This is a genomic window from Microbacterium sp. KKR3/1 (genome assembly GCF_021272365.1).
Lineage (GTDB): Bacteria > Actinomycetota > Actinomycetes > Actinomycetales > Microbacteriaceae > Microbacterium > Microbacterium aurugineum.
Genome location: NZ_JAJSDW010000001.1, coordinates 1848676 through 1874042 on the forward strand (window position 1 = coordinate 1848676; position 25367 = coordinate 1874042).

The window sequence follows — 25367 nt, forward strand, 5'->3', positions numbered from 1 at the left end:
GGTGTCAGGGTGTGGCTGTCGTTGCGGTCGGAGTGGAGACGGAATCTCCGAGGATCCGCGCCAGTGCGGTCTCGATGAAGGACTGTGCCAGGCGGTCGTCGCGGATCTGCATGTTCCACATGACGCCGTCGATGAAGATCATCGCGGCACGGGCCCGGTCTTCACCATAGGTCGGTTCGAGGAGTTCCACGAGCCGGTCGGAGAGGTGACGAGCGAGTTCGCGCAGCCGCGGATCGTGCACGGCAGCGGTCACCACCGCGCGGTCGGCCTGGACGGCGTGCGCGTCCTCCATGCTGTCGGCGATCAGGGTGGCGATCGTGTGCGGAGAGACGCCGCGCTCGGCGAGGGTCTGACGGACACCGTCGAGGCGCGCGTCAACCTCTTCGGCAAGCGCGCGGAAGGCCGCGGCACGGAGGTCGTCGAGGGTGTCGAAGTACTGGGTCGTCGCACCGAGGGGCACACCGGCGCGGGCGGCCACCATGCGGTGCGTGACGGCCTCGGCGCCCACCTCGACGATCAGTTCCGCCGCGGCGGTCACGATCTCCCGACGGCGCGCTTCCGGGTCTCGTCGACGACGCGCACCATGCTTCATCCCGCCCCCTTGGACATCCGTACATGTACTTTTGTACATTTTCCGGATGTGAGGGCGCTGGGAGCGGGCCGTGCGGGATCAAAAACGGACCGGGCGTCGCGTGTTCCGGCCCCTTTCTGATCCCGCAACGAGGGACGCTGCGCTCATACCAGCGCGGCCTCGACCTGCCCGCGCTCGAAGTAGGCGACGAGCTCGGGGTCGAGCGGCGGGATCTCGATCGCGGAGCCGTCACCCCGCAGCGACGCGGTGGCGAGGATACCGGCCGCCACCGCCTCGCGCGCCGCGATCGGTGACGTTGCCGTCAGTCCACCGTGCCGCACGAACCGCAGGAACTCGGCGACGAGCAGCGCATCGGCACCGTCGTGCCCCGCGTCCGGGACCTCGGGAACGATGAAGGTCTCGTCGGCGTCGGCCGCGCCCGCATGCCTCCGATTCCACAGCTTGACCTCGCTGCCGGCCACGTCGCCGAAGTTCTCGATGCGCCCCTCGGTGCCGATCACGGTGTAGTTGCGCCAGTAGTCGGGCGTGAAGTGGCACTGCTGGTACGACGCGAAGATCCCGCCCTCCAGCTGCATGTTCACCATCGAGATGTCCTCGACGTCGACCACGGGGTGCAGGCCGGTGAGCGCGGTCGGCGGCCAGTTGTCCATGCTGAACCAGTCCGGCATCCGCTCTCCCGTCCGGTCTCGCCGGTCGGCGATGTCGCCGTACACGCTCAGCGCCCCCATCGCGGCGACCCTCTCGCTGTACGCGCCGGCGAGCCAGTGGATGATGTCGATGTCGTGCGCGCCCTTCTGCAGGAGCAGTCCCGTGGTGCGGCGGCGGTCGGCGTGCCAGTCCTTGAAGTAGAAGTCGCCGCCGTGGCCGACGAAGTGCCGCACCCACACGGCCTTGACCTGTCCGATGCGCCCGCTCTGGATCAGCCCGCGCATGAGCGTGATCACGGGCATGTGCCGCATGTTGTGGCCGATGTAGAGCCCGGTGCCGGTGCGGCGCGCGGTCTCGAGCATCCGGTCGGCGTCGGCGAGGTCGATCGCGAGGGGCTTCTCGCAGAACACCGGCACTCCGGCTTCGAGTGCCCGGATGCTGAGGGCGGCGTGCGTGTCGTCCGGGGTGAGCACCATGACGGCGTCGACGCCCGAGGCCAGCAGCTCATCGAGCGAATCGGTGATGAGCGCATCCGGGACGAGGGCGCGGGCGTCCTCGCGAGCGCGCAGAGCGAGGTCGCACACGGCGCTGATGCGTGATCCGTGCCCGGGGCGATGCACCTCTTCCTGGAGGGTCGAGCGCGCGCCGAAGCCGATGATGCCGATCTGGAGATCCACGATGGTCCTTCTGTGTGATGAGTCTGTGCGAGATGCCGAGGTCAACGGGCCCGCGGTGCGGGGGCGTCGAGGTCGGTGGATCCGCCGGGGAAGAGCGTCCATGCGAAGTCGTGCAGGCGCCCGGGGGTGGGTTCGGTCTCGAGAGCACGGTCGACGATGATGCGCGCCTGCCTCTCGTAGAAGTCGGTCGGGCCGACGGTCGTGAGGGTGGGCGCGATCAGGCGGGCGTCCGGGGTGTTGCCGACGCCCACCACCGCGACGTCGTGCGGCACCCGCAGACCGAGCATGTGCGCGGCGTTGATCGTGGCGATCGCGGCGAAGTCGGTCGTGGCGTACACCGCCCGCGGCCGGTTCTCGCCCGAGAGTAACTCGACCGCCGCCGTGAACGCGCTCGCCTGGGTGTCGGCGTACGTCACGGTCCAGTTCGGCTCCGGCTCGATGCCGGCGGCCGCCAGCTTCTCGACGTAGGGCGTGTAGCGCGTGATCTGCTCACCGGCGAGGCGCACCGCTCCCTCGGCGGCGATGCATCCGATCGCGGTGTGCCGCTCCAGCAGATGATCCATCGCGATCTCGCATCCCGGGATCGCGTCGGAGCGGATCACGTCGAATCCCTCGGGTTCGAGGTGCTCGGAGAACACCACCAGACGCTGCCCGCGCCGGACGAGGTCGGCGAGGTTCTGCCGCGCCGACTCGTCGAGTCCCACGCCGTCCAGATAAGCCACGTCGCTCTCGACGCGGTCGAGCGCGGCATGCCAGTCGCCGTCGGCGAGGATCAGCGTGGTGAGTCCGTGCTTGTTCGCCTCGGCGTTCACCGCGTCGGCCACCGCCAGGGACCACGGGTCGCTGAGCATGTGCAACGAGAGCTGCACCATGCCGCTGCGTCCCGTGCGGATCGCCCGCGCCGCGCTGTTCGGTCGGTAGTTGAGCTCGTCGGCCGCGGCCAGCACCCGTGCGGCCGTGGCCTCGGCGACACCGGCCCCTGACGCCGCCCCCGCCCGCCCGGAGAACACATACGACACGGTCGCGGTCGACACTCCGGCCCGTTCGGCCACCATGCGCAGGGTCGGTCGCCGAGGTGCCTGGTGCTCGCTCTTCGCCATGTCTCAGCCCTTCGATCCGCTGAACGCGATGCCCTGGATGAACTGCCGCTGCAGGATCATGAAGGTCACCAGCATCGGGAGCGTCGCCAGCAGCGCACCCGCCATCAGCACCGGGTAGTCCGTGCCGTGGATGCCGACCAGCTGCGAGAGCCCGACCGACAGCGGCATCTTCGCGGGGTCGGTCGTCACGATCAACGGCCAGAGCAGATCGTTCCAGGACCACAGCACGGTGAACACCACAAGTGCGATGATGCCAGGCTTCGCGAGCGGAACCATGATCCGCCAGAAGGTCTGCCACGGATTCGCGCCGTCGATGCGCGCGGCCTCCTCGAGCTCGGCGGGCATCGACATGAAGAACTGCCGCATCAGGAAGGTGCCGAACGCGCTGAAGATGCCGGGCACGATGAGCGCCTGCAGGGTGTTGAGCCACCCCAGCGACTGGATGATCTCGTACTGCGGCAGCAGGTAGAGCTGCGACGGCACCATCAGCACCGAGAGGAACACCACGAACAGGGCGTTGCGGCCGGGGAACGGGATACGTGCGAACGCGTAGCCCGCCATCGTGCACAGCACCACCTGTCCGACCGTGCGCCCGACCGTGAGGAGCACGGAGTTCAGGAACATCTGCCCGAACGGCATCGAGTCGAAGACCTCGGCGAAGTTCGTGAACACCCATTCACGCGGCAGGAACGACGGCGGCACCTGCACCGAGTCCGACAGCGTCTTGAACGAGGTCAGCAGCTGCCAGACGAACGGGAAGACCATCAGCACGGCGCCGAGGAGGAGCACGAGGTGCACGATCCAGAGGCCGCGATTCCTCGGCTTCCCGGCGCGCGTGCCCGAGCGTCCGGCGGGAGCGCCGACCACGGCGCGCGTGTCGAGCGAGACGTCACTCATAGTGCACCCACTTCTTCTGCAGACGGAACTGCACGATCGTGAGGATCAGGATGATCACGAGCAGGAGGAAGGCGACGGCGGCCGCATAGCCGCGGTCGTTGTCGAGGAAGCCCGCTTCGTAGAAGAGATAGACGACGGTGCGGGTGTTCGGCATCGCCGGGTTGCTGCGGCCGAGCATCATGTAGATCAGGTCGAACACCTGCAGCGCCCCGATCACGCTGATCACGCTGACGAAGAAGATCGACGGCGACAGCAGTGGGATCGTGATCGAGAAGAACTTGCGCACAGGACCCGCGCCGTCGAGGTCGGCAGCCTCCATGATCGTGTCGGGGATGCCCTGGAGACCGGCGAGGAAGATCACGATGTTGGTGCCCAGCCCCGCCCAGATCCCGACGACGGCGATCGCGATCAACGCGGTGTTCGGGTCGGTGAGCCAGCTGCGCCCCTCGATGCCGACGGCACCCAGAGCGGCGTTGAGCACCCCGTAGTCGCCGTTGTAGATCATGCGCCAGACCAGCGCGATGGCGGCCGGCATCGTGACGACGGGGATGAAGTACAGCGTGCGGTAGGCGCTGCGGCCCTTGAGCCCGGCGGTGTTCAGCAGGGCGGCGATCCCGACCGCGAGAGGGATGCCGATGAGCGCGATGACCGTGTAGACCGCGGTGTTGCGGAGGGCCCCGATGAGCTCGGGATCCTGGAACAGACGCGTGTAGTTCTCGATGCCCACCCACTCGGACCCGCCGAACGGCCCCGACTTCGTGAACGAGATGATGAGGGTCCGGACGGTCGGCCACAGGTAGAACACGGCGATGCCCAGTGCGGTCGGCCCGAGGAAGACCAGCGCCCACCAGGGCGAAGCTCCGGGACTCCGACGGCGGCGACGGATGCCGGAGCCCTGCGGCTCCGGCATCCGCTCCGCCGTCTCGACCGCGCGCGGCGCGAGGACGGTCATACGATCAGTCCTGCTCGGCGTCCAGTGCCGCCTGCATCTGGGCGGCGAGATCCTGGAGGCCGTCCTTCGGGGTCACGGCACCCGACCACACCTGGGAGAGCACCTCGCTCTCGATGCTCGTCCAGGCGGAGGTGTTCTTGGACACCGGGTACGGGACGGCGTTCTCGAGCGCGTCGATGTAGACCTGCAGGTCGTACTGGGGAAGCGCGTCGACCCACGCCTGCTGCGTGCTGTCGAACGCCGGGATCACGGTGCCGGTCTCGGCCTGGATCTTCGCGGCCTGCTCACCGGAGGCGAACTCGGCGAACATCTTGGCCTCGGCGAGGTGGGCGCTCTTCGCGTTGGCGACGTTTCCGACACCGTGGATCACGCTCTGGTTGCCTTCGGCGCCGGCGGGCAGTGGTGCCACGTCGACGTCACCGCCGATGTCGGCGTTGTCCGCGTAGGCGATGGCCGCCCACGACCCGTTCTGGAACATGGCGACCTTGCCGGAGAGGAAGAAGTCCTCGGGGTTCGTGTCGGTCATCTGCTGTGCCGTGGGCGAAGAGCCGGCGGCGATCAGGTCGGTCCACAGCTCGATGCCGGCGAGCGCTTCGGGCGATCCGTATCCGCTCTTCGTGCCGTCGGCGGAGATGACCTCTCCCCCGGCCTGGGCGATCGAGTTGTAGAAGTTCTCCTGGCCGTACTGGCTCGCCGCGACGCCGAACTGCCCCTTCGCGGGATCGGTGAGCTTCGCGGCGGCCGCGGTGAAGTCATCCCACGTCCACCCCGCCGAGGGGTACTCCACCCCGGCAGCGTCGAACAGCGCCTTGTTGTACCAGAGGGCGACCGTGTCGAAGTCCTTCGGGGCGCCGTAGAGCTTGCCGTCGTAGGTGTACAGGTCGATCAGGCCCTCGGGGTAGTCCGCGGCGTCGATCCCGCCGTCGTCGAGAGGGGCGAGCTGGCCGTTCGAGGCGTAGAGCTGGAAGTTCGGGCCGTTCATCCAGAAGACGTCGGCTGCCGAGCCACCCGTCGCGGCGGTCTGCAGCTTGGTGAAGTACTCCTTGTAGGGGGTGACCTGGATGTCGATCGTGACGTTCGGGTGCTCCTTCGTGAACGCCGCGGCGATGTCCTCCATCGCGGGCTTCTGGTTCTCGTCCCAGATGGCGTAGCTGAGGGTGACGTCGCCGTCGGAGCTCTCCCCCGCGGTCGCGGAGGAGCAGGCGCTGAGGGCGAGGACGGCGGCCGCAGACGCGGCGAGGGCGCCCAGAGCGCGGCGGGTCGTACGGGGCATCGGTGTCTCCTTCGACAGTGCACGAGTGCAGGAACGGGTGTTAATCGTTTAGCGTTAATCGATTAGCAAGGAGAGTACCCCGCCCCTTCCCACCCCCGCAACCCCTGCTTCACCCCCGTCCGTCGCGTCCCGTCGCGTCCCGTCCGTCCCGTCCGCCTCCCCGCCGAGACCCCCGTTCACCGTCGACGCCCCCTCTGATTGGTGCGATCCAGAGGGGGCCTCGGCGAGCAGAGGGGGTGTCGACCTCCGCGACGGGACCGCACGACGGGGACGGGACCGCGAGATGGGACCGCGAGGGACGGGACCGCGAGACGGGGACGGGACCGCGAGATGGGACCGCGAGATGGGACCGCGGGGGCGGGGGCCGGGGCGGTCCGGGGGTCAGAGGGCGGTGCCGAGGGCCAGGCCGAGGGCGGCGGCGAGGACGCCGAGCAGGAGCATCCCGACCGCGTTGAACACCGCGGACCCGCGCTCGCCGTCTCGCCACAGTGCGACGGTGTCGAGCATCGCGGTGCTGAATGTCGTGTATCCGCCCAGTAGTCCGGCGCCGAGCACGAACGCCGCGTCAGGGAGAGCCGCGGTGACCACCCCGAGAGCGAAGGAGCCGGATACGTTCACGAGGAGGAGGCCCCACGGGAAGCGGCGGCCGGCGAGCCGCGCGACACCGAGGTCGACGAGATAGCGCAGCACCGCACCGACTCCGCCGGCGAGCGCAGCACCGAGGAAGAGCAGCGGGTTCACGCGGGTGCTCCGTGGCGGGGTCTGCCGAAGCGCAGGCCGAGCGCCGCTCCGGCCAGTCCGAGCACCAGGCTGCCGATGGCGTACGCGACCGCGAGCACCGGCGCGTCCGCCCACAGCTCCACCGTGCCGGTCATGAACGCGCTGTACGTCGTGAATCCGCCGAGCACTCCGGTGCCGAGAGCGAGACGGAGATCCGTGGAGGAGGGGAGGCGCGCGGCCAGCACTCCGATCAGCACGGCTCCGAGGACGTTGGCGAGCAGCACGGCCACCGGAAAGCCACCCGCGTCGGGCAACACCAGTCCGAGTCCCAGCCTCGCCGCCGTGCCGACCATGCCGCCCACGGCGACGAGCAGGATGCGGCGGAAGGTCATGCTCGCCACCTTAGTCGCGCGTGCCAGCGCGCCGAGTCGATGTCAAGGGCGTGGCTCCCTCGCTCCTCGCGACGTTGACTGTCGGAATGAGACCACTGTGGAAGCTCGAGAAGAACCTGCCCGTGGGCTCCCCCTTCGAGGCGGGCGCGCATCACGACGTGGTCGTCGTCGGGGCGGGCATCACCGGCCTCTCGACCGCCGTGATGCTCACCCGCGCCGGACTCGACGTCGCGGTGATCGATGCGGGCGGGATCGCCGAGCTCGCGACCGGTGCGAACACGGGCAAGCTCTCGATCCTGCACGGCGCGCACCTGGAGGCGCTCCGACGGCACCATCCGGCCTCTCTCGTGCGGGCCTACGTCGACGCCAATCGCGCGGGGATGGAGTGGCTGACCGCGTTCGCCGACATGGCAGGCGTGACCTACACCCGCCGCACCGATCATTCCTACGCGCAGGGTCCGGCCGGTGCCGGGATCGTCCGGGACCAGCACACCGCCGCACGGGAAGCCGGGCTGCCGACGAGGCTGCTGATGGCGACGACCCGACCGAAGACGACGTTCCCGGTGGCCGCGGCGGTCGCGCTCGACGATCAGGTGACGATCGATCCGGTCGCGGTGGCCCAGGCCCTCGTCACCGAGCTGCTCGCGTCGGGCGGCACGGTGCACACCGGAGTCCGGGCGACGGGGACACGCGCCTTCGCCGGCCGGGTCGACACCGTGGACGGACCGCTCTTCGGCGACCACATCGTGCTCGCGACCGGCACACCGATCACGGATCGCGGCCTGTACTTCGCCAAGACGCGAGGGCTGCGGTCGTACTGCGTCTCCTTCCGCGTGCCGGGCGGCCTCCCGGACGGCACCTTCCTCTCGGTCGACGGTCCCACCCGCTCGATCCGTCCGGTGAGCGCAGAGGACGGTCCGGGCGGAGAAGCCCAACTCGTCGTCGGCGGCAACGGTCATCCGGTCGGTCGCGGAGATGGCGAGTCCGCAGCGGTGGACGACCTCATCGCCTGGACCCGATTGCACTTCCCCGGCGCCGAGGAGACACATCGATGGTCGGCGCAGGACTACGAGTCGCACGACCTCATCCCGTTCGTGGGGGCGATGCCACGCGGTCTCGGTCGCGTCCGCTTCGCGACCGGCTACGGCAAGTGGGGCCTCTCGAACGGTCCGGCCGCTGCGCTGCGCCTCACGGCCGAGGTCCTCGGCACCCCTCGCCGCGAGCGCGCGGCCTGGATGACCACGATCGGCACACGGCTCACGGTCCCCGCCGATCTGGGGCGCGGTGCGAAGGAGGGCGGGAAGGTGGCTGCGGCCCTCGCGGCCGGGTGGACGGAGGCGGAACGCCACCCCACCCCCGTCCCGCGGCCCGCCGAGGGCCAGGGCACGGTGGCGAACCGCGCGGGTCGGCCGGTCGCGGTATCGACGGTCGACGGCGTCACCCGCGCAGTGAGCGCGGTGTGCCCTCATCTGGGCGGAGTGCTCACGTGGAACGACGCCGAGTGCTCGTGGGACTGCCCCCTGCACGCCTCACGCTTCCGCGCCGACGGCACCCGGATCGAGGGACCGGCGCTGCGCGATCTCACGCCTCTGTCGGGCGAGGACCGGGAATGATCTCGCCCCGGGGCGGCGCGCCATCCCATCCCTCCTGCGGTGTCTCGCCGTTCTCGCGGAACACGTACTGCGAGACGAGCTTGCGCTGACTGCTCGACCAGTCGATCGCGGGACGACGCTGCTCCGGCGGCAGGTAGCCGAGTCGGTAGACGGCCATGAGCTCCAGGTCGTCGGGCACACGAAGCAGCTGCACGATCTCGTCCCAGCGGCCCGGCACCTCCATCGGGAAGGAGATGAACTGGATCCCCATCCCGAGCTCGACCGTGGTGAGCCAGACGTTCTCCATCGCGGCTCCCATGCTGAACACGGAGTAGAACGACGAGAGCTGCCCAGGCCGATACTCGCTCCGGTCGAGCATGACCCCGAGCAGGAGCGGTGATCCAGCCACCAGCTTGCGGTTCTCGGCACCGAGGGTCTTCGGAACCCCGAAGGTGTTCATGAGGGTCTGCCCGCGCTTCGTGAAGACCTGACTCGTGAAGGGGCGCAGTGCGGCGGGCAGCTTGTCGAAGAGCATGCCGCTGCGCTTCTCCTCCATCTCGGCCTCGCTGAAGCGGAAGTACGGCTTGTAGCGCTCGAAGAACGTGCCGTTCGACATCGCCTCGGTCATGCTCTCGCCCGAGATGCGTGCGATCTGCTCGATGGTGTCGCGGCTCTCGATCACGACGAACCGCCAGGGCTGACTGTTCAGCTGCGACGGCGCGCGCCCCGCGGCTTCCAGGAGGATGCGCTGATGCTCCTCGGAGACGGGGTCGGGCAGGAAAGCCCCGTTCGTGGTCTTGCGGCGGCGGATGGCGTCGAGCAGTTCCATGCGTGTCACTTCCGGTCGGCGGCGGATCGCGAGAGCACCAGCCCCGCGACGATGAAGGGGGCGGCGGTGAGCGCGACCAGCGGATGCCGCCGGGTGTGCGTGCCGAGGTAGGGGATCGCGGCGAGGGGGACGGCGGCCGGGAGCACCGCGAGTGCGGCACGACGGCCATGGCGGGACCGGCCTGCGGATCCCGAGACGACCGCGGCACCGACGGACGTGCACGTGGCGATGTAGAGCAGGTGGTGCAGCCACCGGAAGTTCCGGGTGTCGACGATCCGCGCCGCGACCGACGCGCCGAGCATGCAGTTCGCGGCATAGACCCCGGCCGCGGCGACGAACAGCGACGCGGGGTTCCTGCGCCGGGATCCGTGAGCCATGCCCCGACCCTACGCCCGGGACCGCCCCGCGAGCGCCCCCTTGCATCCCACGCGCCCCTTCGGTACGCCCCCGCGCCGTCCCGGTCGCCCCACAGCGGGTTCCGGTCGCGATATGGCAGCCGAAACGGTGATTTGGGGTGACATATCGCGACCGGAAGGAGGGTCTGGGCTAGAGGTTGCCCTCGGCGTAGATGCGCAGCGTGTCGCGGACGAATTCCGCACCGTGCGTTCCGCCAGATGAGGTCGCGTAGTTCGCGCCGAAGCGCGGATCCGCGACGTACATCTCGCCGAGCCCGATCACGTACGCCTTGACGTCGCCTCCGGGGACGGCGGCGGGGGTGCCGGGGATGCCCGTGAGCCACTCGACGTGGCGCCGCGCGATCTCCTGAGCCTCGGAGGATGCCGGATCCATACCGCTCTCCGCGGCGGCGATCCAGTCGCGCCCGAGGTCGGACACGCGCTGCTGCCAGTCGGCGCGTTCGGCATCCGTCATCCCGCGCCACCAGCGGTCGCTGTCGGCGTAGGCCTTCTTGCCCCAACGCTCCTCGACCTCGTCCTTGTACTGCGTGTGGTCGAAGCCGTCGAACATGTTCTCTGCCATGAGTCGTTCACCTCCTCTCAATGCCGTGATGGTGGATTCGACCGACGCGATCTGTCGCGCCAGCCGGGTCTGTTCCTCGCGCAGCAGCGCGAGATGGGTTTCCAGTGCGGCGGCTTCGGTCTGCGAGGGCATCCGGTCGGTGGAGGCGCCGAGGACCTCCGCGATCTGTGGCAACCCGAGTCCGAGCTCCCGCAACAGGAGGATGCGCTGGAGTCGCACGAGCGCCTGCGCGTCGTAGTGCCGGTAGCCGTTGTGCGCGATGCGCGTGGGCGGCAGCAGCCCGATGTCGTCGTAGTGCCGCAGGGTGCGACTCGTCGTGCCCGCCAGCCGCGCGATCTCCTGGATCGACCAGTCGTCCGTGTCCATGCCTACGCCTCCTTCCGTTCGATGACTCGACTCTAGGAGTTGACGTAGCGTCAAGGTCAACACCGGCCACACACACGAACGGCCCCACCCTCGATTCCGAGGGTGAGGCCGTTCAGGGTGAAGAGGTCAGTCGGTGGCGGTTCCGAACGCGGTGAGCGAGGCCGTGAGCGCGTCGGCGACCGCCTGCGCATCTATGTCGAACAGCACGTCGACGTTCGGCACGCCCTGCCAGCGGTCGATCATCTGCACGACGGTCTGTCCGCGGGTGTGCGTCCCGTTCAGCTCGACGTCCACGCGGAGGTTGCGCACCGTGAACCAGTCAGGGTTGAGGGCATAGGCGACGCAGGGCACGTCGTTGAGGTGCATGCCCTCGGTCTTCCACTCGGGCATCTCGTCGGGGTCGTCCTGACGATCCGGGTATCCGATCATCTCGCAGAGCGCCAGGCCCATCGGCGAGCGCGACTCCCAGAGGGTGCGGACGTGGTCCGGCGTGAGGGCGAAGCTCCGGGACACGTCCAGGCCGACCTGCGTGAGGGGTGCCCCGGACTGGATGACGATCTCCGCGGCTTCGGGATCGTTGAAGATGTTCGCGCTCGCGACGGGAGTGACGTTGCCCCAGGTGAGCGCCGCGCCGCCCATGTAGATGATCCGGCGCACCGAGCGCGCGAACTCCGGCTCCAGCTTGATGGCCAGAGCCACGTTCGTCAGGGGCGCGAGGGCCATGATCGTCACCTCCCCCGGAGCCGACATGACCGTGTCGATCATCCGGCGCACGGCATCCGGCGCGACCTCGGCCTGGGGGTCCGGGTCCGGGTACTCCCAGAAGCCCACCCCGCCGGGACGGTGGATGTGCTCCGCGAAGTGGGGTTCGCCGACCAGCGGCCGGCTCGAACCTTTCCAGATCGGCAGGTCGGAACGACCGGCGACAGCGGCGATCTTGCGGGCGTTGGCCGTCGCCGTGTCGACATCGACGTTGCCGAACACCGTGGTCAGCGCCTCGATCTGGAAGGCGTCGGAGGAGAGTGCCCAGAACAGCGCCCCCGCGTCGTCGATCCCGGGGTCGGTGTCAATGATCAGTCGTTCCATATCCATGCTTTCTTTCATGTCCTAGCGGCTGGTCTGCCGATCGGACGCTTCACTGAGCCCGTCCACGGTCGCCGCCCTCAGCCGTGCGGCGCGGGCGGAACGCGTGTAGACGAAGAGGTACCAGCAGTTGATCGCGATCAGCGTGATGTTGAGGGCGACCATGGGCGCGCTGCCGAGCATCAGGTTGTATCCCATCAGCAGCGAGGAGGCTCCGAGGTTCAACCAGCGCAGGCGCGAGATCGTCGGCTGCAAGAGCGAGACGATCAAGAGAGCGCTGCCGGCCCAGCCGACGATCTCGCGCCACAGATCCATCAGGTGGTCACTTGCCCACGAAGAGGCCGTTGCGGCGCTTCGCGAGGACGTAGAGCACCACGCTGATCGCGCAGAGGGCCGCGATGTAGATCGGGAAGATCCACATCATGCCCTGGCTCTGCAGCCAGAGGAGCAGGTACGAGGCGGTGCCACCGAAGATGGCCACTCCCAGGCCGTAGCCGAGACCGAGCCCGGTGCCGCGGATGTGCTGCGGCAGCAGGGAGTTGGACACGACGACGAAGATGGTCATGTTCAGGAGCAGCACGATCGCCCCACCGAACATCACGCCGGCGAGCGTGCCGACCCCGGGCTGCGAGTACAGCAGCGCAAGGAAAATCGTCGGGATTGCCGCGAGACGCGCCACCACGAACCACTTGGACATCGGGAACCGATCGAGGATGCGGCTCAGCGCGAAGGCTCCGACCGTCAGGAAGACGCCCATTCCCGTGGTGATGGCGAACACGGCGGTGGGGTCTTCTCCGAACGTGCCGTTGGCGAGGTTCGGGAGTCCGGCGATCCACGTGTAGTTGTACGCCTGGATCGCACCGACGATGAAGACGGTCGCGAGGACGCTCAGCCAGTACTTGCGGACGTCGCGCCACACCGAGTTGTCCTTGGTGGGGACCGCACCCACCGTGCGGATCGCCGCGGTGTCGAGGGTCTCGGGCAGCGTCCGACGCAGCCACAGCACGATCAGACCGAACAGACCACCCACGATGAACGGGATGCGCCAGCCGTACGCGGCGAGGGCTTCGGGGCCCAGCAGCAGGCTGATCAGGAAGATCGACGTGGGTGCGAGCAGGTTGCCCAGGTTGTTGAAGAACGCGAAGAAGCCGGCGACGTAACCGGGGCGGTTCGGAACCAGCTCGAGCGCGTACGCCGTGCCGAGCGGCGCCTCCACACCGGCGGAGAGTCCCTGCAGGAGGCGCGCGAGGACGACGACGATCGGCGCGAGGGCTCCGATGGTCTGGTAGTCGGGGAGCACGCCGATGATGAAGCTGCCCAGCGCGACCGCGCCGACGGCGAAGATCATGATCTTCCTGCGCCCGAAGCGGTCGGCCACGAAGCCGAAGACGACCCCGCCGAGCGGACGTGCGACGAACCCGACCGCGAAGACGGCGAGTGCGTTCAAGGTCGAGGCGAGTGGACTGTCGGAGGGGAAGAACGCCGCGCCGAGGTAGACCGACAGCAGTCCGAAGATCGCCCAGTCGTACCATTCGAGCGCGTGCCCCCAGCTCAAGGCACGGAGGTTCTTGCGCTCGGTGCGGCTCGCCTTGCCCCTCAGCTGCTGCGGTGCGGTGGCCACTACTTCTTCAGTGCTCATGGAGCTCCTTTGCTCTGCCCCCGAGAGGGAGTTGATCGACCCTTGAATGCGGATATCCCCTGGTCATGACACAGTTCTCACCCAACGGCGAGGAGTGTGCATCTTCGGGAAGCAGATCCGAGTACGACTATAGTATAGCAGTAGCCTCCTCCGTGACGGAAAGAGTTCATCGTGAATTCCACACTCGACGACGACGACCGACGGCTCCTCGCCGCCGCATCCGACCTGATCATCCGTGCGCACGATGCGAACCTCCACCGCGTCGCCGCCGCCGCGCGCGGAGCGTCCGGAGCCATCTACCTCGGCCTCAGCCTGCGTACCCCCCGAGAGAGCGTCTGCGCGGAGAGCACCGCCCTCGCCAACGCCCGGATCGGAGGCGAGCAGGAGATCGAAGCCATCGTCTCGGTCGGCCTGCGCGACGACGGCACGACCGTGATCCTCAACCCCTGCGGCGTCTGCCGGGAAGTCGTGCCCGCGATCGCACCGGGCATCCGCACGCTCGCAGACGGCGGCGGCCACCCGGTGTGGGTGACCGCCGCCGATCTGCTGCCGATGCCGTGGGTTCGCGCGCGCACCTACGACTGAGCCGTTCGCGGAGGTCAGCGCCAGGGCAGCGGACGCCGCAGCACCTCGCCGATCCGCTCCAGCACGCCGTCGAAGTCCATGTCGAAGACGACGCGGTGGATCGGTCGCGTCTCGTCCTTCACCGGATGCACGCCGGCGAGGTAGCGGTCTCCGGTCTCGGGGTCGCGGAATGTCTCGAGCGGCCGCATGACCGCACCGGTCACGAGTTCCGGATACAGCAGGCTCGCCACCGCCATGCTGTCGTTGATGCCCATGACCCGGCGCCCCTCCGGCTGCGGGTAGGAACGCGAGTAGAAGCCGGCATAGTCACGACTGATCGCGGTGATCAGCTGCGCGGGCGCGAAGCCGGTCGACGAGGCGATGTCGAGGAAGAAGTCCTCAGGGACGAGGGCCTGACGGGTGACGTACGGCCCGCACCAGGTGACGTCGCCCTCATGGGCTGCGACGATACGCGCGGCGTCGATGTCGAACGACACGTTGGGGTCACGCGAGACCCGGAACCGACGATCCTCCCACGGCGCCGTGTCGTGGTACAGCGCCGGGCCGAGCGTCCCGACGATGGTGGTCGAGCGAAGTCGCTGCAGCAGGTCGGGTCGGGCCTCGACGGCGGCGGCGAGGTTCGTCTGCGGGCCGAGCGCGAGGTAGTCGATCTCGCCGTCATATCGGTCGACGAGGTCGAGTACGACCGAGACACCGACCGGCTCGGGGTCGACCGACTCGGCGGGCCGGAGTCCCGTGTTGCCGAAGCCGTCCTCGCCGTGGATGCCCGGGTTCATCCGCAGTTCCTGCACGAGCGGTTCGTCCGCCCCGCGGTAGACCGGAACGTCGGTGCGTCCGCAGGTGTCCAGCACGTACCGTGCGTTGTCGGCGGCCCGCTCTCCGGTGGTGTTGCCGAAGACGCTGACCACCGCCAGGATCTCGACCTCCGGATCGGCGGCCAGAAGCATCAGCGCCAGGGCGTCATCCACCCCGGTGTCGGTGTCGACGATGACTCTTCTCATGGGTGCTCTCCTCGTTCGGGTTTCAGGGACGCGACAGCCCGAACGCGGCGAATGCGTCCTGTGCCGGCTTCTCGGTCAAGAGGGTGACGAATCGGGACGCGTCGTCGCCGGCGCCGGGACGGGCACCGACGGCAAACCGCCCGTAGGACTGCAGTTCGTGGGGAATCGGTTCGACGACATGCGCACCGGGGACCGAGCGCAGCTCGCTCACCTGCTGGATCGCGACGTCGGCACGTCCGTCGAGCAGCGCCTCAGCCGTGAGTCCGCTCTCGCATCGCACCGCGCGCTCATCGATGCGCTCGAGGAGGCCGCGCTCGCGAAGCATCTTCATGAAATGCACACCGCTCGCCCCGCTGAGCGTGTAGGCGACGGCACGGGCGGCGAGCAGATAGTCGAGGAACGTCGCCGCCGAGTCGTCGGCCGGTCCTGCCGCGTCGTCCGGGCGGGCGAAACCGACGGAGGAAACCGCGATCTCGGCGACGACCTCGGGGTCCACCAGACCCCGCGCCGCGAGATCGGTGACGGAGGACGAGACGCCGAGCACCAGGTCCGGCCGTGCCCCCGCGGAGATGCGCTCCAGGAGCACGGTGGTGGGCTCGAACGTCGCCTCGATGTGCGTGCCGGTCTCACGCTCGAACGCGGGGATGACGTGCTCGACGAGGGGGTTCTTGACGACGAGCCCGCTGTACAGGGTGATCACGAGGAGGTCCTTCCGGAGGGCGTGGCGAGCGCGTGCAGCTGCGCCGCGGTGAGGGGCGACGTGGCGAGGCCGCGCGTGAGGAGGAACAGCTGCGCGGTGTGCTCGAGCTCCTCCACCGCGTCGAGGGCGGTGTCCAGATCGGCTCCGGCGACGACGGGGCCGTGGTTGCGCAGGAGCAGGGCATGGGTCACCCGCGCGGCCTCCTCGACGGCGCCGGTCGCTGCCGGGTCTCCCGGGGCGAAGTAGGGCAGCATCCGCAGTTTCCCCACGCGCATGCCGTAGTACGCGGTCAGGGGCGGGATCGGATTCTCGGGATCGACGTCGGACAGGCACGACACCGCGGCGGCATGGACCGAGTGCGTGTGCACCACGGCATTCGCCTCCGTCCGCACACGCAGCAGCGCGACATGGAGGAAGGCTTCCTTCGTCGGCTTCGGACCGTCGAGGTGCGATCCGTCGAGGGCGACCACCGACAGCCGGTCCGCGTCGACGTCGGCGAGGCTGACCCCGGTCGGGGTGAGCAGCACGCGTTCCCCGTCGCGCACGGCGAGGTTCCCGGTGCGGCCATGCGTGAGGCCACGGCGGTGGATCGAGTGGGCGACGCGTTCGATCGCGCGGCGGGCATCGGCGCTCATGCTGTGCGCCCCTGTGCCGCGACCTCGACGAAGAGGTCCTCCTCGCCGAAGTTCCCGGACTTGAGGACCAGATGCACGTCGCGCTCCTCGTCGTGGATCCAGGGGGCGCCCGGTGCGACTTCTTCCCCCACCACCGCGACGGTCGTGCCGAGGGCCCGGACGACCTCGCCGGAGGTCTCCCCTCCGGCGACGAGCAGACGCTTCACACCTCGATCCGACAGCTGCGAGGCGATGAGGCCCGCCGCCTGTTCGTAGAGCTCGCCGGCACCCGGCACATCCTGGCGGCGCTCCGCTGCCGGGGTGGAGGAGTAGAGGAGGGCATCCGCGTCAGAGGGCAGGTGCTCCCACCAGTCCACGGCGCGCGCGGCCAGCTCCTCGGCGGTGTCGCCGGGCTCGGCCACGACGCGATGAGCGAGGCCGCCCGAACCGACGAAACGGTCGATCTGCTCGAGCGTGCGTCGGGAGCAGCTGCCCGCGATGATCGCGGTGCGACCCGATGGGGGCGTGGGCGCCGTCGTGCCGCCCGCCGTCTCCCGCAGAGCCATCGCTCCGACGAGCCCGGCGGATCCGGCCACGAGGACCTCCCCGTCGACGGCGTCGGCGAGGACGGCGAGGTCGGCATCGGTCACGGCGTCGGCGACGAGGTGACGGATCCCCTCCGCACGCGACCGACGCATGACCTCGCGCACGGAGTCGGCATCCCGCTGCACCACGTCGAGGGGCAGGAGCCCGACGGGCGCCGTGCACTGCGCCGCGAGCAGCCGCGGCACCGAGGAGTCGCGCATCGGGGTCACCGGATGGTCGCGCATGTGCGTCTCGGCCAACAGCACGTCGCCGACGAAGAGGTGACCGCGGTAGACGGTGCGCCCGTGCAGGGGTGCGGCCGGCGTCGTCACCACGAGATCCGCGCGAAGGGCGTCGGCGATCGCCTCGGTGATCGGACCGATGTTGCCCTCGTCCGTGGAGTCGAACGTCGAGCAGTACTTGACGTAGATGCGATCCGCTCCCTGACGCCGTAGCACCGTGAGCGCGGCGAGACTCTGGGCGACGGCCTCCTCGACGGGAAGGGACCGGGTCTTCAGTCCGATGACGATGCCGTCGGCGGGACCAGCGTGCTCGTCGAGCTCGGTGCCGAGAACGAGGAGCGTGCGCAGCCCCGCCCGGCGCAGGGCCGCCGCGACATCCGTCGCCCCGGTCATGTCGTCGGCGATGACGCCGATCATCCTCGATCCTCCCGGAGTGCCGCGGTCAACCGTCGCGCGGCTGCAGCCGGCCCATCCAGGACCGCGACACCGAAGCGATCCGCGAGGGACGACGCGGCCCCCGCGAGCGAGTACTGGGCGAGAACCACCAGGTCGTAGGCCTCGTCGACGCCGGCGATCCCTGCAGCCAGTGTCTCGACGAGCTCCGGCGCGGACAGGGGCGCGGCCGCGTCCGGGATCACCAGCGGGTGCACGCGCGCAGCCGACCCGGCAGCCGCGAACGCCTGCTCCAGGCGTGCTCCGCTGTCGCTCGCGGCGGAGGCCAACGAGGCGACGAGCAGAACCCGTTCGGGGGCGGCGGCGACGGCTTCGGCGAAGAGGGGGCCGTCGGCCGAGAGCACGGTGACACCGTCGGCGTCGCTCTCCCGCCGGTCGGCACGCTCTCCGAACTGGGAGCACGTGAGCAGCACGCCATCCGCTCCCCCGGCCAGAGCGAGCTCGATGAGGCTGTCCATGCGCGCAGCCAGCGGTGCGGTGATGCCGCCCTCGGTCTGCGCATCGGCCAGGAGACGATCATCGAGCAGGTTCCACACCGTCGCCGTGGGAAGGGCGGCGGTGAGGGCGGCGGCCGCCGGGGCGATCGCCAGGGGTGTCGCGCTGATGAGCGCGATTCTCGGGTCGGTCACCGGAGGGTCCTCTCGATCCAGGTGAGCCCGTCGCGGGTGCCCGCGACGGGGGCGTACTCGCAGCCGATCCACCCGGGGTATCCGCTCTGCGCGATCCGGGCGAGCACGCGCTCGTAGGCGATCTCGCCGGTTCCGGGTTCGCCGCGACCGGGGTTGTCGGCGATCTGCACATGCGCGACCATCGGCCGGAGCTGCTCGAAACGCTCGATGACGTTCCCGCGGTCGACCTGCGCGTGGTAGACGTCGAAGAGCACGCCGACGATGTCGGGATCCACCACCTGCGCCACCGCCGCCGCGGTCTCCATCGAGGCGAGGCCGTAGCCGGGCTGATCACGCTTGTTGATCGCTTCCAGTGCCAGCCGGACCCCCGTGCCACGTGCCTGCTCGGCCGCCCAGGAGATGTTCGACACATAGGTCGCGAAGGCCGTGTCGGCGTCGACTCCGGACGGCCTGATGCCGGCCATGGCGTGGACCACCCTCGCACCGAGAACCGTCGCGTACTCCAACGCCCGCAGCACCCCCTCGCGGAACTCCTGCTCGGCACCGGGTACGAAGGCCGCCCCCGACGCTGTGGGCGTCCCCGCGGGTCCGGCGGGCGTGTTGATGAGGATCTGCGCCAGGCCCGCGTCGTCGAGCAGCCGACGCACTTCTGCGGGCGCGAGCTCGTAGGGCGAGGCGAACTCCACCGCGGTGAAGCCCGCCTCCGCGGCCGCGTCGAACCGCTCGACGAAGGGGACCTCGGTGAACATCCACTTGAGGTTGGCGGCGAGGCGCACCGGCCCCGAGGAGGTTTCGACGATCATGCGGTCACCGCGTCGTAGTCGGGGTTCACCACGAACTCGGGAGCCTGACCGCGGAGAGTCGCGATCACGTTGCGTGCGGCCATGCGACCGGACTCGCCACGGGCCTCGCGGGTCGCGCCCGCGACGTGCGTCGTGGCGAGGATGCCGGGGGTGTGCAGGAGTGGGCTCGATGCCCCCAGCGGCTCGTCCGCGAAGACGTCGAGAGCGGCGGCGCCGATACGCCCGTCGCGGACGGCGGCGACCAGGGCGTCCTCCTCGATGATGCCTCCGCGCGCGGTGTTGATGAGGACCGCGTCGGACTTCATCAGGGCCAGGCGAGAGGCGTCGAGGAGGTTCCGGGTCGTCTCGTCGAGGAACAGGTGCAGCGTGACGAAGTCGGCTTCTCGGAGCAGATCCTCGAGTTCGAGCCGACGGATGCCGTTGGCCGCGGCGAAGCCCTCGTCGAAGTACGGATCGTACGCGACGACCTTCATCCCGAAGCCCGCGGCGATCGTCGCGACCGCCTTTCCGATCGAGCCCAGCCCGAGGATTCCGAGAGTCGCTCCCCGCAGCTCCCGTCCGGTGAGCTGCTGCCAGGTGCCCGCGGCGAGGTTGCTGATGTTCTCGGGGATGCGCCGGGCACAGGCGAGGGCCAGGGCGAAGACGTGCTCCGCGACCGCCTGACGGTTGGCGCCGGGGGTGACGCACACGGGAACTCGGCGTGCCGTCGCCGCACCCACGTCGACGCTGTCGTAGCCGACGCCCGTGCGCACGATCATGCGCAGCGCGGGGGCCTGCGCGAACTCCTCCTCGCCCAGCGGGCGGGTGCCGGCGATGATCGCGCGGACTCCCGAGAGCGCCCGGGCCCGTTCCTCGGCGGAGAGGCGTTCGAGCTCCGGCTCATGCCGAGTCGTGAGTCCGGCGCCGCGCAGCATCCGGTCGACCTCGTCACCGGGTTCGAGGAACGCGGTGGTGATCAGCACATCCTGGGAATCGGGCGATGTCACCAGATCCCTCCTTCGTAGTCGGGGGCGGCGAAAGCACCGCCGTGCAGAGTGGGTGCGGGGGCGGAGAAGTCCACGCCGTCGGTGTGGTCGGCGGCATCGTCGCGGGGCACGTAGCCGATCGCGGCCCATCCCGCGTCACCGTTCCACCAGCGGCCGGTGTTGGCCGAGCAGCCGTAGACGACCGCGCAGCCCACCGGGGCGCTCTCGATCGCGCAGTGGAAGAGCTCGACCCCGTCGCGCCAGCTGAGCCAGAGCGCGAGCTGACGCCTGTCCTCGGGCTCCGGACGGAAGGTGCCGATGCGGACGAGGACCGACTCGACCCCCCACTTGTCGTGGTAGAGGCTGGCGAGGGCCTCACCGAATGCCTTCGAGACCCCGTAGAAGGTGTCCGGACGCAGCGATGCGCTCTCGTCCAGCACCGCCTCCGCGGGATGGAAGCCGACGACGTGGTTGGAGCTGGCGTAGACGACACGTCGCACACCGGCCCGTCGCGCCGCTTCGTAGACGTGGTAGGTGCCGTCGATGTTCACGCGGCGGATCTCCTCGAACGGCGCTTCGTCCGCGATCCCGCCGAGGTGCACGATCACGTCCACGCCCTCCGCCGCCGCCGTGAGCGCGTCGAGGTCGCCGAGGTCACCGATCACGACCTCCTCACCGGGGAAGAGCGACTCATCGCTGTCGGTCCGCGCGAACAGCACGACGCGGTCGTAGCGGGAGGCGAGCCCCTCGCGGATCACTCGTCCCATGCGCCCGGTCCCGCCGGTGTACAGCACTGTCGTCATCATCGTCCTCTCGTGCGCGCTCGGCGGTCAGCCGATGCTGCGGTCCTCTTCACCCGTGGAGGCGTCGGCGAAGAACCCGATCGCGGCTCCCGAGGGGCGTCGGCGGTGTGCCTCGCCGGCCTCCCATCGCAGTTCGACGTCGTGTCCGGGTACGAGGCTGGCTCCGGTGTCGGTCAGCAGTGAGCGCATCGCGACGATCGTGGCCGCGCTGGCGTCCGCGTCGAGCGTCGAGTCGACCCGCCCCGAGGCGAGTTCGTACAGATTCTTGACCGCATCCCCGGCGAAGACGCGCTTCTCGTCCGCACGCTCGAGATAGAAGGCGAGGTGGTGCGGGGTATGCCCTGCGCTGTCGACGGCATGGATGCCGGGGAGCACTTCCTGGCCCGCTGCCATGCGTCCGACCCGATCCGTGCGGCGAAGTAGCTCCTGCACGTGGAGGTCGGGAAGGAAGGGCGTCCCGGACGGCTGCTCGGCCGCCCAGCGCAGCTCGCGCTCCCCCACCCAGGTCGTGGCGTTGGCGAACATGGGGAAGTTCGAGACATGATCCCAGTGCATGTGCGTCAGCAGCACGTCGGTCACGTCGTCCGTGGTCAGACCGTATCGCTCGAGGCCGGCATGGATGAGGGGGATGTACGCGGGCTGTCCGGCATCGACCAGCACGCGTCGCACGCCGTCATCGAGCAGCCACAGGCTGCTCCATCCGAATGCGCCGTGCGAACTCGACTTACCGGGGAAGCCCTCGACGAGCGGACGTGCGACGTATCCGGACGGTCCGGCTGATCCGGTCGTCGATGTCGACATGGTGCCCTCACTCTGCGCGCTCATAAAAAATAGTATAGCGCAATCCCTCCAGGCGCGACAGGTCGCCTCCTTCGCGGAACCGCTCGTAGTTCAGGCGTTCAGAAGCCGCTCGGTGGCACCGATGATGTGGTGGCGCATCGCGTCGGCCGCGCCCTCGGCATCACCGGCCACGATCGCCTGGTAGACCGCATCGTGCTCCGGCGCCGCACTCACCGCTCCCGTGCGCCCGAACTTCGAGAACAGGCGGAACCGCTGGATCTGCCCGCCGAGTGCCGCGTAGGACAGCTCCAGGAAGGCGTTGCCGGACTGCGCGGCGATCATCATGTGGAAGCGCGCATCGCTGCGCCAATAGAGGTCGAAGCCTTCGGTCTCGGTGTCGGCGACCTCGGCCGAGCGCCGGAAGTCCTCCACCGCCTCGCGCAGACCCTCCAGGAATTCGGGGGTCGTCCGCTGCGCGGCTTCGTAGGCGAGACGGGGCTCCAGGAGCACACGGGCCTCGCCGAGCTGCTCCACCTCTTCCCGCGTCATGACCGGGGCCACGCGGTAGCCCCGCAGGGCCTCGCGCTGGACGAGTCCGGTGTGCTCCAGCCGCGCCAGGGCCTCACGCAGGGGCGTCTGACTGACATCCAGCTCGCGTGACAGGGCACCGATGTTCAGACTCTGCCCCGCCGCCCGCTCCCCCGACATGAACTGGTGCAGCAGCACCTCGTACATTCGGTCGGCGATGGGCTGCTTCGTCGATCGCCCGGCCACGTCTTCTCCCCTCGAAGTCCTTCCGTCGAAGACTACCGCTCGGCCCATCGACCCTCCGACGGACGCGCGGGGGTTGACAATGTCGAGATATATCGTGTTACTGTGGCAACACACGATATATCTCGAACACTCACACAGGAGAAGCACATGACCGAGAAGTGGCTCATCGCCCCGGGCGAGGAACGCGTCATCGACATCGAGTCCGTCACCCGCCTCAAGGTGGGCCTGGTCGGCGGACAGGTGGATGTCATCGCCCACGACGAACCCGGCATCCGCATCGAGGTGCACGGTGTCACCACCAAAGACCTCCGTATCGAGTCCCACGACGGCGAGGTCGAGATCGACCACCCGCAGTTGGGCTGGGACAACTTCCTCGAGGTGTTCCGCAACTTCGGCTCCGGTGGCCCCCGCGCCGAGGTGAGCGTGGCGGTCCCCCGCTCGATCGCCTTGACCCTCGGCGTGGTCAGTGCCGGTGCCCTGGTCTCGGGCATCCGCAACGACGCACGCCTGAACACCGTGTCCGGCGACATCATCGTCGACACCCTGATCGGCGACCTCACGGTCAACTCCGTCTCCGGCGATGTGCAGGTGCGCGGACTCACCGGTTCGATCAGCGCCAACAGCGTCTCCGGCGATGTCGCCGTCACCGGGGCCGTGCGCAAGGCGACGGTCGACATCGTCTCGGGCTCGACGCTCGTGGATGCGGCCGGCGACGTGAACACCATCAACGTCAACTCGGTCTCCGGCGGCACCACGGTGCGCCTCGACGAGTCACTCGCCGCGAACTACGTCATCCGGTCCCTGAGCGGTCGACTGCTCATCGACGGGATCGAGCGCAGCACCTCAGGCCCCAGCAACTACACCGGCACCACCGGGGAGCTCGCCGGGCGCTTCGTCGACCTGCGCGCGAACTCCGTCTCCGGTGGCGTCACCGTCCTCCGCCGCACCCCGGCCTCCATCACCGACGACGAGGAGTGGGAAGCATGACCCCGGCCGTCTTCTCGCACGGCGACCTCCGTCTGTACCTGCTGTCGCTCCTCGCCGAGGCGCCGCAGCACGGCTACGGCATCATCCAGTCGCTCACCGACCGCACCGGCGGCACCTACACGCCCAGCGCCGGGACCATCTACCCGCGCCTGGCGAAGCTCGAGGAGGAGGGCCTGGTCACGAAGACCGTCGACGGCCGCACCACGATCTACTCGATCACCGAGGCCGGCCGCGCGGAACTCGCCTCACGGGAGGGCGACCTCGCCGGGATCGAGGCCGGGATCACGGACTCTGTGCGCCTGATCGCCAGTGAAGTGCGTCAGAGCGTCCAGGACGCGATGAAGAGCCTCCGCGCCGACCTCGCCGCTGCCGAGAAGGGTGAACGCTCGGCCGCGAAGAGCCGGCCACGCACGGAGAGCGACGACTCCCGACTCCTCAGTCGAGAGGAGATGCACCGAGCGGATGCCGTGGTCAACGCCTTCCGTGCCCGGGTGCGGACCGATCTGCGCACCCACCTCGCCAAGGGCGGCACCCTGTCGTCATCCGTCGTCACCGAGCTCGAGACGGCGCTCGACGAGGCCGCCCGCAACGTGACGGCAGCCCTCAGCATCCGCGGATCCTGACCCGCATCCCCCCCGCATCGCACCCCGCATCGCACCCCCGCCGATGCTCGACACCCCCTCTGATCGTCGACGCCCCCTCGCATTCCCGGGAATGCGAGGGGGCGTCGACGGTCAGGAGGGGTGTCGCCGCGTCACTCCGGCCAGATCTCCTTCTGGTCATCGGGCACCATCTCACCGAGGGGCACGACCAGGATCGAGCGATGCTGCCGGTGGGCGAGGCGCGCTGCGACCGAGCCGGTGAAGAACTCCCTGATCGATTCGCCGATGCCGCGCTTGCGCGTGCCGACGACGATCAACTGCGCATCCAGCTTGTTGGCGAGTTGCTTGATCGCCAGGGCCGGATCCCCGACGAGCTGGCGGGCGGTCCAGGTGATGTCCGTGCCGGCGAGCAACCTCGCAGCCTCGGCCTCGACCGCCTCGAACTCCGCGGCACCCGCATCGAAGTTGATGTCGATCGGCGCCGAGTGCACGTACCCGTCCGGGTCCTCGTAGGTCACGAAACGTGTGACGTCGACGTGGGCGACGACGAGCGGCGCACTCAGCAGACGCGCGTATCTCACGGCCTCATCGATCACGTGTCGGTCCTGGCCCGGTTGCATGCCGACGATGACTGCTTTCTGCAATGCCGCGTTCTGTGCGGCCTCGTCGGACGGAGTGGAGGTGTCGTCGGTCATGAAGATCGTTCCCTTCACCGGTCTGGCTTAGGCCAGAGCGTCTTACCCGCGTGCTATTCTGAATGCTACTCTTACCGGCTTCAGGCCGGTGTCGTGAAAAATGCCGCGGGCCTCGAATCCCGCCGCTTAACTCGTGAGGGGGTCTCGCGCATGGGCCGTGGCCGTCAGAAGGCGAAACACACCAAGATCGCCCGCGAACTCAAGGCGTACAGTCCGTCGGTGAACTACTCCGCTCTCGAGCGCGAGCTGGGTCACCCGACCGACGAAGACGCATATGTCGACAAGTGGGCGGATGACTATGCCGACGAAGACGAGGACGAACTAGAGAAGGCCTGACCGCCTGATCTGTTTCGAACACCCGCAGGCCATGCGGGTGTTTCGTCATGCCCGCCGCCTGCGAGGTGATCCTCG

30 protein-coding genes are annotated in these 25367 nt (G+C 69.1%); 5 read left to right on the top strand and 25 right to left on the bottom strand.

Features of this window, described 5'->3' with window-relative positions; all coding sequences use genetic code 11:
• Positions 1 to 4: 4 nt before the first annotated feature.
• From LVJ59_RS08830 to LVJ59_RS08865, 8 genes are all read right to left on the bottom strand, one after another.
• Positions 5 to 592 (bottom strand): TetR/AcrR family transcriptional regulator, encoded by a 588-nt coding sequence (locus LVJ59_RS08830; RefSeq protein ID WP_232762717.1) that lies wholly within the window; start codon positions 590 to 592, stop codon positions 5 to 7.
• 143 nt (positions 593 to 735) lie between these two features.
• Positions 736 to 1917, bottom strand: coding sequence for a Gfo/Idh/MocA family protein (locus LVJ59_RS08835; RefSeq protein WP_232762718.1), 1182 nt, complete (start codon positions 1915 to 1917; stop codon positions 736 to 738).
• 41 nt (positions 1918 to 1958) lie between these two features.
• Entirely contained in the window at positions 1959 to 3017 is a 1059-nt protein-coding gene (locus tag LVJ59_RS08840; RefSeq protein ID WP_232762719.1) for a LacI family DNA-binding transcriptional regulator, read from the bottom strand.
• A gap of 3 nt (positions 3018 to 3020) precedes the next feature.
• On the bottom strand, positions 3021 to 3914 hold the full coding sequence (locus LVJ59_RS08845) for a carbohydrate ABC transporter permease (RefSeq protein WP_194239336.1): 894 nt from the start codon (positions 3912 to 3914) through the stop codon (positions 3021 to 3023).
• Positions 3907 to 4866: a carbohydrate ABC transporter permease gene (locus LVJ59_RS08850; RefSeq protein ID WP_232762720.1), complete on the bottom strand. Its 960-nt coding sequence runs from the start codon at positions 4864 to 4866 to the stop codon at positions 3907 to 3909. The genes LVJ59_RS08845 and LVJ59_RS08850 overlap by 8 nt, the downstream gene beginning before the upstream one ends.
• Before the next feature lie 4 nt (positions 4867 to 4870).
• The gene (locus LVJ59_RS08855; protein ID WP_232762721.1) at positions 4871 to 6139 is read right to left on the bottom strand and encodes a sugar ABC transporter substrate-binding protein; all 1269 of its coding nucleotides are present in this window, start codon (positions 6137 to 6139) and stop codon (positions 4871 to 4873) included.
• A 381-nt stretch (positions 6140 to 6520) separates the two neighbouring features.
• Positions 6521 to 6880, bottom strand: coding sequence for a CrcB family protein (locus tag LVJ59_RS08860; RefSeq protein WP_232762722.1), 360 nt, complete (start codon positions 6878 to 6880; stop codon positions 6521 to 6523).
• Entirely contained in the window at positions 6877 to 7251 is a 375-nt protein-coding gene (locus LVJ59_RS08865) for a CrcB family protein (protein ID WP_232762723.1), read from the bottom strand. Before LVJ59_RS08865 ends, LVJ59_RS08860 begins: the two co-directional genes overlap by 4 nt.
• An 86-nt stretch (positions 7252 to 7337) precedes the next feature.
• On the opposite strand from LVJ59_RS08865, the gene LVJ59_RS08870 reads away from it, so the two are divergent.
• On the top strand, positions 7338 to 8864 hold the full coding sequence (locus LVJ59_RS08870; protein ID WP_232762724.1) for an FAD-dependent oxidoreductase: 1527 nt from the start codon (positions 7338 to 7340) through the stop codon (positions 8862 to 8864).
• Here the strand turns inward: LVJ59_RS08870 and LVJ59_RS08875 are convergent.
• The 6 genes from LVJ59_RS08875 to LVJ59_RS08900 form a co-directional block, all read right to left on the bottom strand.
• Positions 8833 to 9672, bottom strand: coding sequence for a nitroreductase family protein (locus tag LVJ59_RS08875; protein ID WP_047522975.1), 840 nt, complete (start codon positions 9670 to 9672; stop codon positions 8833 to 8835). The genes LVJ59_RS08870 and LVJ59_RS08875 overlap by 32 nt on opposite strands.
• 5 nt (positions 9673 to 9677) lie before the next feature.
• Positions 9678 to 10049 carry a hypothetical protein gene (locus tag LVJ59_RS08880; RefSeq protein ID WP_232762725.1) on the bottom strand — a complete coding sequence of 124 codons (372 nt, stop codon included), beginning with the start codon at positions 10047 to 10049 and terminating at the stop codon, positions 9678 to 9680.
• Positions 10050 to 10218: 169 nt separating this feature from the next.
• On the bottom strand, positions 10219 to 11016 hold the full coding sequence (locus tag LVJ59_RS08885) for a MerR family transcriptional regulator (RefSeq protein ID WP_232762726.1): 798 nt from the start codon (positions 11014 to 11016) through the stop codon (positions 10219 to 10221).
• Positions 11017 to 11142: 126 nt separating this feature from the next.
• Positions 11143 to 12108: a nucleoside hydrolase gene (locus LVJ59_RS08890; protein WP_232762727.1), complete on the bottom strand. Its 966-nt coding sequence runs from the start codon at positions 12106 to 12108 to the stop codon at positions 11143 to 11145.
• A gap of 15 nt (positions 12109 to 12123) precedes the next feature.
• Positions 12124 to 12414, bottom strand: coding sequence for a hypothetical protein (locus LVJ59_RS08895; protein WP_131492104.1), 291 nt, complete (start codon positions 12412 to 12414; stop codon positions 12124 to 12126).
• Between the two features lie 7 nt (positions 12415 to 12421).
• Positions 12422 to 13738 carry an MFS transporter gene (locus tag LVJ59_RS08900; protein ID WP_232762728.1) on the bottom strand — a complete coding sequence of 439 codons (1317 nt, stop codon included), beginning with the start codon at positions 13736 to 13738 and terminating at the stop codon, positions 12422 to 12424.
• Positions 13739 to 13909: 171 nt separating this feature from the next.
• Here LVJ59_RS08900 and LVJ59_RS08905 point away from each other — a divergent pair, with 171 nt between their 5' ends.
• Positions 13910 to 14323, top strand: a complete 414-nt coding sequence (locus LVJ59_RS08905) for a hypothetical protein (protein ID WP_232762729.1) — start codon at positions 13910 to 13912, stop codon at positions 14321 to 14323.
• Positions 14324 to 14337: 14 nt separating this feature from the next.
• On the opposite strand, the gene LVJ59_RS08910 is transcribed toward LVJ59_RS08905, so the two are convergent.
• The 10 genes from LVJ59_RS08910 to LVJ59_RS08955 all read right to left on the bottom strand — a co-directional run bounded on the left by LVJ59_RS08910 (position 14338) and on the right by LVJ59_RS08955 (position 22672).
• Positions 14338 to 15324 carry a nucleoside hydrolase gene (locus tag LVJ59_RS08910; RefSeq protein ID WP_232762730.1) on the bottom strand — a complete coding sequence of 329 codons (987 nt, stop codon included), beginning with the start codon at positions 15322 to 15324 and terminating at the stop codon, positions 14338 to 14340.
• A gap of 22 nt (positions 15325 to 15346) precedes the next feature.
• Entirely contained in the window at positions 15347 to 16024 is a 678-nt protein-coding gene (locus LVJ59_RS08915; RefSeq protein ID WP_232762731.1) for a substrate-binding domain-containing protein, read from the bottom strand.
• A complete protein-coding gene (locus LVJ59_RS08920; RefSeq protein WP_232762732.1) occupies positions 16021 to 16659 on the bottom strand; it encodes a class II aldolase/adducin family protein in 639 nt (212 codons plus the stop codon). Before LVJ59_RS08920 ends, LVJ59_RS08915 begins: the two co-directional genes overlap by 4 nt.
• Positions 16656 to 17882 (bottom strand): 3-oxo-tetronate kinase, encoded by a 1227-nt coding sequence (gene otnK, locus LVJ59_RS08925; protein WP_232762733.1) that lies wholly within the window; start codon positions 17880 to 17882, stop codon positions 16656 to 16658. The genes LVJ59_RS08920 and otnK overlap by 4 nt, the downstream gene beginning before the upstream one ends.
• Positions 17879 to 18547 (bottom strand): hypothetical protein, encoded by a 669-nt coding sequence (locus LVJ59_RS08930; RefSeq protein WP_232762734.1) that lies wholly within the window; start codon positions 18545 to 18547, stop codon positions 17879 to 17881. Before LVJ59_RS08930 ends, otnK begins: the two co-directional genes overlap by 4 nt.
• Positions 18544 to 19350, bottom strand: coding sequence for a hydroxypyruvate isomerase family protein (locus LVJ59_RS08935; protein ID WP_232762735.1), 807 nt, complete (start codon positions 19348 to 19350; stop codon positions 18544 to 18546). The genes LVJ59_RS08930 and LVJ59_RS08935 overlap by 4 nt, the downstream gene beginning before the upstream one ends.
• Complete coding sequence (locus tag LVJ59_RS08940) at positions 19347 to 20336, bottom strand: phosphoglycerate dehydrogenase (RefSeq protein WP_232762736.1); 990 nt, start codon at positions 20334 to 20336, stop codon at positions 19347 to 19349. The genes LVJ59_RS08935 and LVJ59_RS08940 overlap by 4 nt, the downstream gene beginning before the upstream one ends.
• A complete protein-coding gene (locus tag LVJ59_RS08945) occupies positions 20333 to 21121 on the bottom strand; it encodes an NAD(P)-dependent oxidoreductase (protein WP_232762737.1) in 789 nt (262 codons plus the stop codon). The genes LVJ59_RS08940 and LVJ59_RS08945 overlap by 4 nt, the downstream gene beginning before the upstream one ends.
• 24 nt (positions 21122 to 21145) lie before the next feature.
• On the bottom strand, positions 21146 to 21943 hold the full coding sequence (locus tag LVJ59_RS08950) for an MBL fold metallo-hydrolase (protein WP_231555038.1): 798 nt from the start codon (positions 21941 to 21943) through the stop codon (positions 21146 to 21148).
• A 66-nt stretch (positions 21944 to 22009) separates the two neighbouring features.
• Positions 22010 to 22672 (bottom strand): GntR family transcriptional regulator, encoded by a 663-nt coding sequence (locus tag LVJ59_RS08955; RefSeq protein WP_047522964.1) that lies wholly within the window; start codon positions 22670 to 22672, stop codon positions 22010 to 22012.
• A 147-nt stretch (positions 22673 to 22819) separates the two neighbouring features.
• Between LVJ59_RS08955 and LVJ59_RS08960 the strand changes: the two genes are divergently transcribed.
• Together LVJ59_RS08960 and LVJ59_RS08965 are read left to right on the top strand one after the other, a co-directional pair.
• Positions 22820 to 23659: a DUF4097 family beta strand repeat-containing protein gene (locus LVJ59_RS08960; RefSeq protein ID WP_047522963.1), complete on the top strand. Its 840-nt coding sequence runs from the start codon at positions 22820 to 22822 to the stop codon at positions 23657 to 23659.
• Complete coding sequence (locus LVJ59_RS08965) at positions 23656 to 24282, top strand: PadR family transcriptional regulator (RefSeq protein ID WP_232762738.1); 627 nt, start codon at positions 23656 to 23658, stop codon at positions 24280 to 24282. Before LVJ59_RS08960 ends, LVJ59_RS08965 begins: the two co-directional genes overlap by 4 nt.
• Positions 24283 to 24413: 131 nt before the next feature.
• Here the strand turns inward: LVJ59_RS08965 and LVJ59_RS08970 are convergent, their stop codons facing one another.
• A complete protein-coding gene (locus LVJ59_RS08970) occupies positions 24414 to 24956 on the bottom strand; it encodes a universal stress protein (protein ID WP_232762739.1) in 543 nt (180 codons plus the stop codon).
• 150 nt (positions 24957 to 25106) lie between these two features.
• Between LVJ59_RS08970 and LVJ59_RS08975 the strand changes: the two genes are divergently transcribed.
• Positions 25107 to 25292, top strand: a complete 186-nt coding sequence (locus LVJ59_RS08975) for a DUF3073 domain-containing protein (RefSeq protein ID WP_029259537.1) — start codon at positions 25107 to 25109, stop codon at positions 25290 to 25292.
• Positions 25293 to 25367 lie beyond the last annotated feature (75 nt).

What these genes read in the sequence shown, in the direction of transcription:
- LVJ59_RS08830 (WP_232762717.1), bottom strand. Translation starts at nt 592, where the DNA reads ATGAAGCATGGTGCGCGTCGTCGACGAGACCCGGAAGCGCGCCGTCGG.
- LVJ59_RS08840 (WP_232762719.1), bottom strand. Translation starts at nt 3,017, where the DNA reads ATGGCGAAGAGCGAGCACCAGGCACCTCGGCGACCGACCCTGCGCATG.
- LVJ59_RS08845 (WP_194239336.1), bottom strand. Translation starts at nt 3,914, where the DNA reads ATGAGTGACGTCTCGCTCGACACGCGCGCCGTGGTCGGCGCTCCCGCC.
- LVJ59_RS08850 (WP_232762720.1), bottom strand. Translation starts at nt 4,866, where the DNA reads ATGACCGTCCTCGCGCCGCGCGCGGTCGAGACGGCGGAGCGGATGCCG.
- LVJ59_RS08855 (WP_232762721.1), bottom strand. Translation starts at nt 6,139, where the DNA reads ATGCCCCGTACGACCCGCCGCGCTCTGGGCGCCCTCGCCGCGTCTGCG.
- LVJ59_RS08865 (WP_232762723.1), bottom strand. Translation starts at nt 7,251, where the DNA reads ATGACCTTCCGCCGCATCCTGCTCGTCGCCGTGGGCGGCATGGTCGGC.
- LVJ59_RS08870 (WP_232762724.1), top strand. Translation starts at nt 7,338, where the DNA reads ATGAGACCACTGTGGAAGCTCGAGAAGAACCTGCCCGTGGGCTCCCCC.
- LVJ59_RS08875 (WP_047522975.1), bottom strand. Translation starts at nt 9,672, where the DNA reads ATGGAACTGCTCGACGCCATCCGCCGCCGCAAGACCACGAACGGGGCT.
- LVJ59_RS08880 (WP_232762725.1), bottom strand. Translation starts at nt 10,049, where the DNA reads ATGGCTCACGGATCCCGGCGCAGGAACCCCGCGTCGCTGTTCGTCGCC.
- LVJ59_RS08885 (WP_232762726.1), bottom strand. Translation starts at nt 11,016, where the DNA reads ATGGACACGGACGACTGGTCGATCCAGGAGATCGCGCGGCTGGCGGGC.
- LVJ59_RS08890 (WP_232762727.1), bottom strand. Translation starts at nt 12,108, where the DNA reads ATGGATATGGAACGACTGATCATTGACACCGACCCCGGGATCGACGAC.
- LVJ59_RS08895 (WP_131492104.1), bottom strand. Translation starts at nt 12,414, where the DNA reads ATGGATCTGTGGCGCGAGATCGTCGGCTGGGCCGGCAGCGCTCTCTTG.
- LVJ59_RS08900 (WP_232762728.1), bottom strand. Translation starts at nt 13,738, where the DNA reads ATGAGCACTGAAGAAGTAGTGGCCACCGCACCGCAGCAGCTGAGGGGC.
- LVJ59_RS08910 (WP_232762730.1), bottom strand. Translation starts at nt 15,324, where the DNA reads ATGAGAAGAGTCATCGTCGACACCGACACCGGGGTGGATGACGCCCTG.
- LVJ59_RS08920 (WP_232762732.1), bottom strand. Translation starts at nt 16,659, where the DNA reads ATGAGCGCCGATGCCCGCCGCGCGATCGAACGCGTCGCCCACTCGATC.
- otnK (WP_232762733.1), bottom strand. Translation starts at nt 17,882, where the DNA reads ATGATCGGCGTCATCGCCGACGACATGACCGGGGCGACGGATGTCGCG.
- LVJ59_RS08935 (WP_232762735.1), bottom strand. Translation starts at nt 19,350, where the DNA reads ATGATCGTCGAAACCTCCTCGGGGCCGGTGCGCCTCGCCGCCAACCTC.
- LVJ59_RS08945 (WP_232762737.1), bottom strand. Translation starts at nt 21,121, where the DNA reads ATGATGACGACAGTGCTGTACACCGGCGGGACCGGGCGCATGGGACGA.
- LVJ59_RS08950 (WP_231555038.1), bottom strand. Translation starts at nt 21,943, where the DNA reads ATGAGCGCGCAGAGTGAGGGCACCATGTCGACATCGACGACCGGATCA.
- LVJ59_RS08960 (WP_047522963.1), top strand. Translation starts at nt 22,820, where the DNA reads ATGACCGAGAAGTGGCTCATCGCCCCGGGCGAGGAACGCGTCATCGAC.
- LVJ59_RS08965 (WP_232762738.1), top strand. Translation starts at nt 23,656, where the DNA reads ATGACCCCGGCCGTCTTCTCGCACGGCGACCTCCGTCTGTACCTGCTG.
- LVJ59_RS08970 (WP_232762739.1), bottom strand. Translation starts at nt 24,956, where the DNA reads ATGACCGACGACACCTCCACTCCGTCCGACGAGGCCGCACAGAACGCG.
- LVJ59_RS08975 (WP_029259537.1), top strand. Translation starts at nt 25,107, where the DNA reads ATGGGCCGTGGCCGTCAGAAGGCGAAACACACCAAGATCGCCCGCGAA.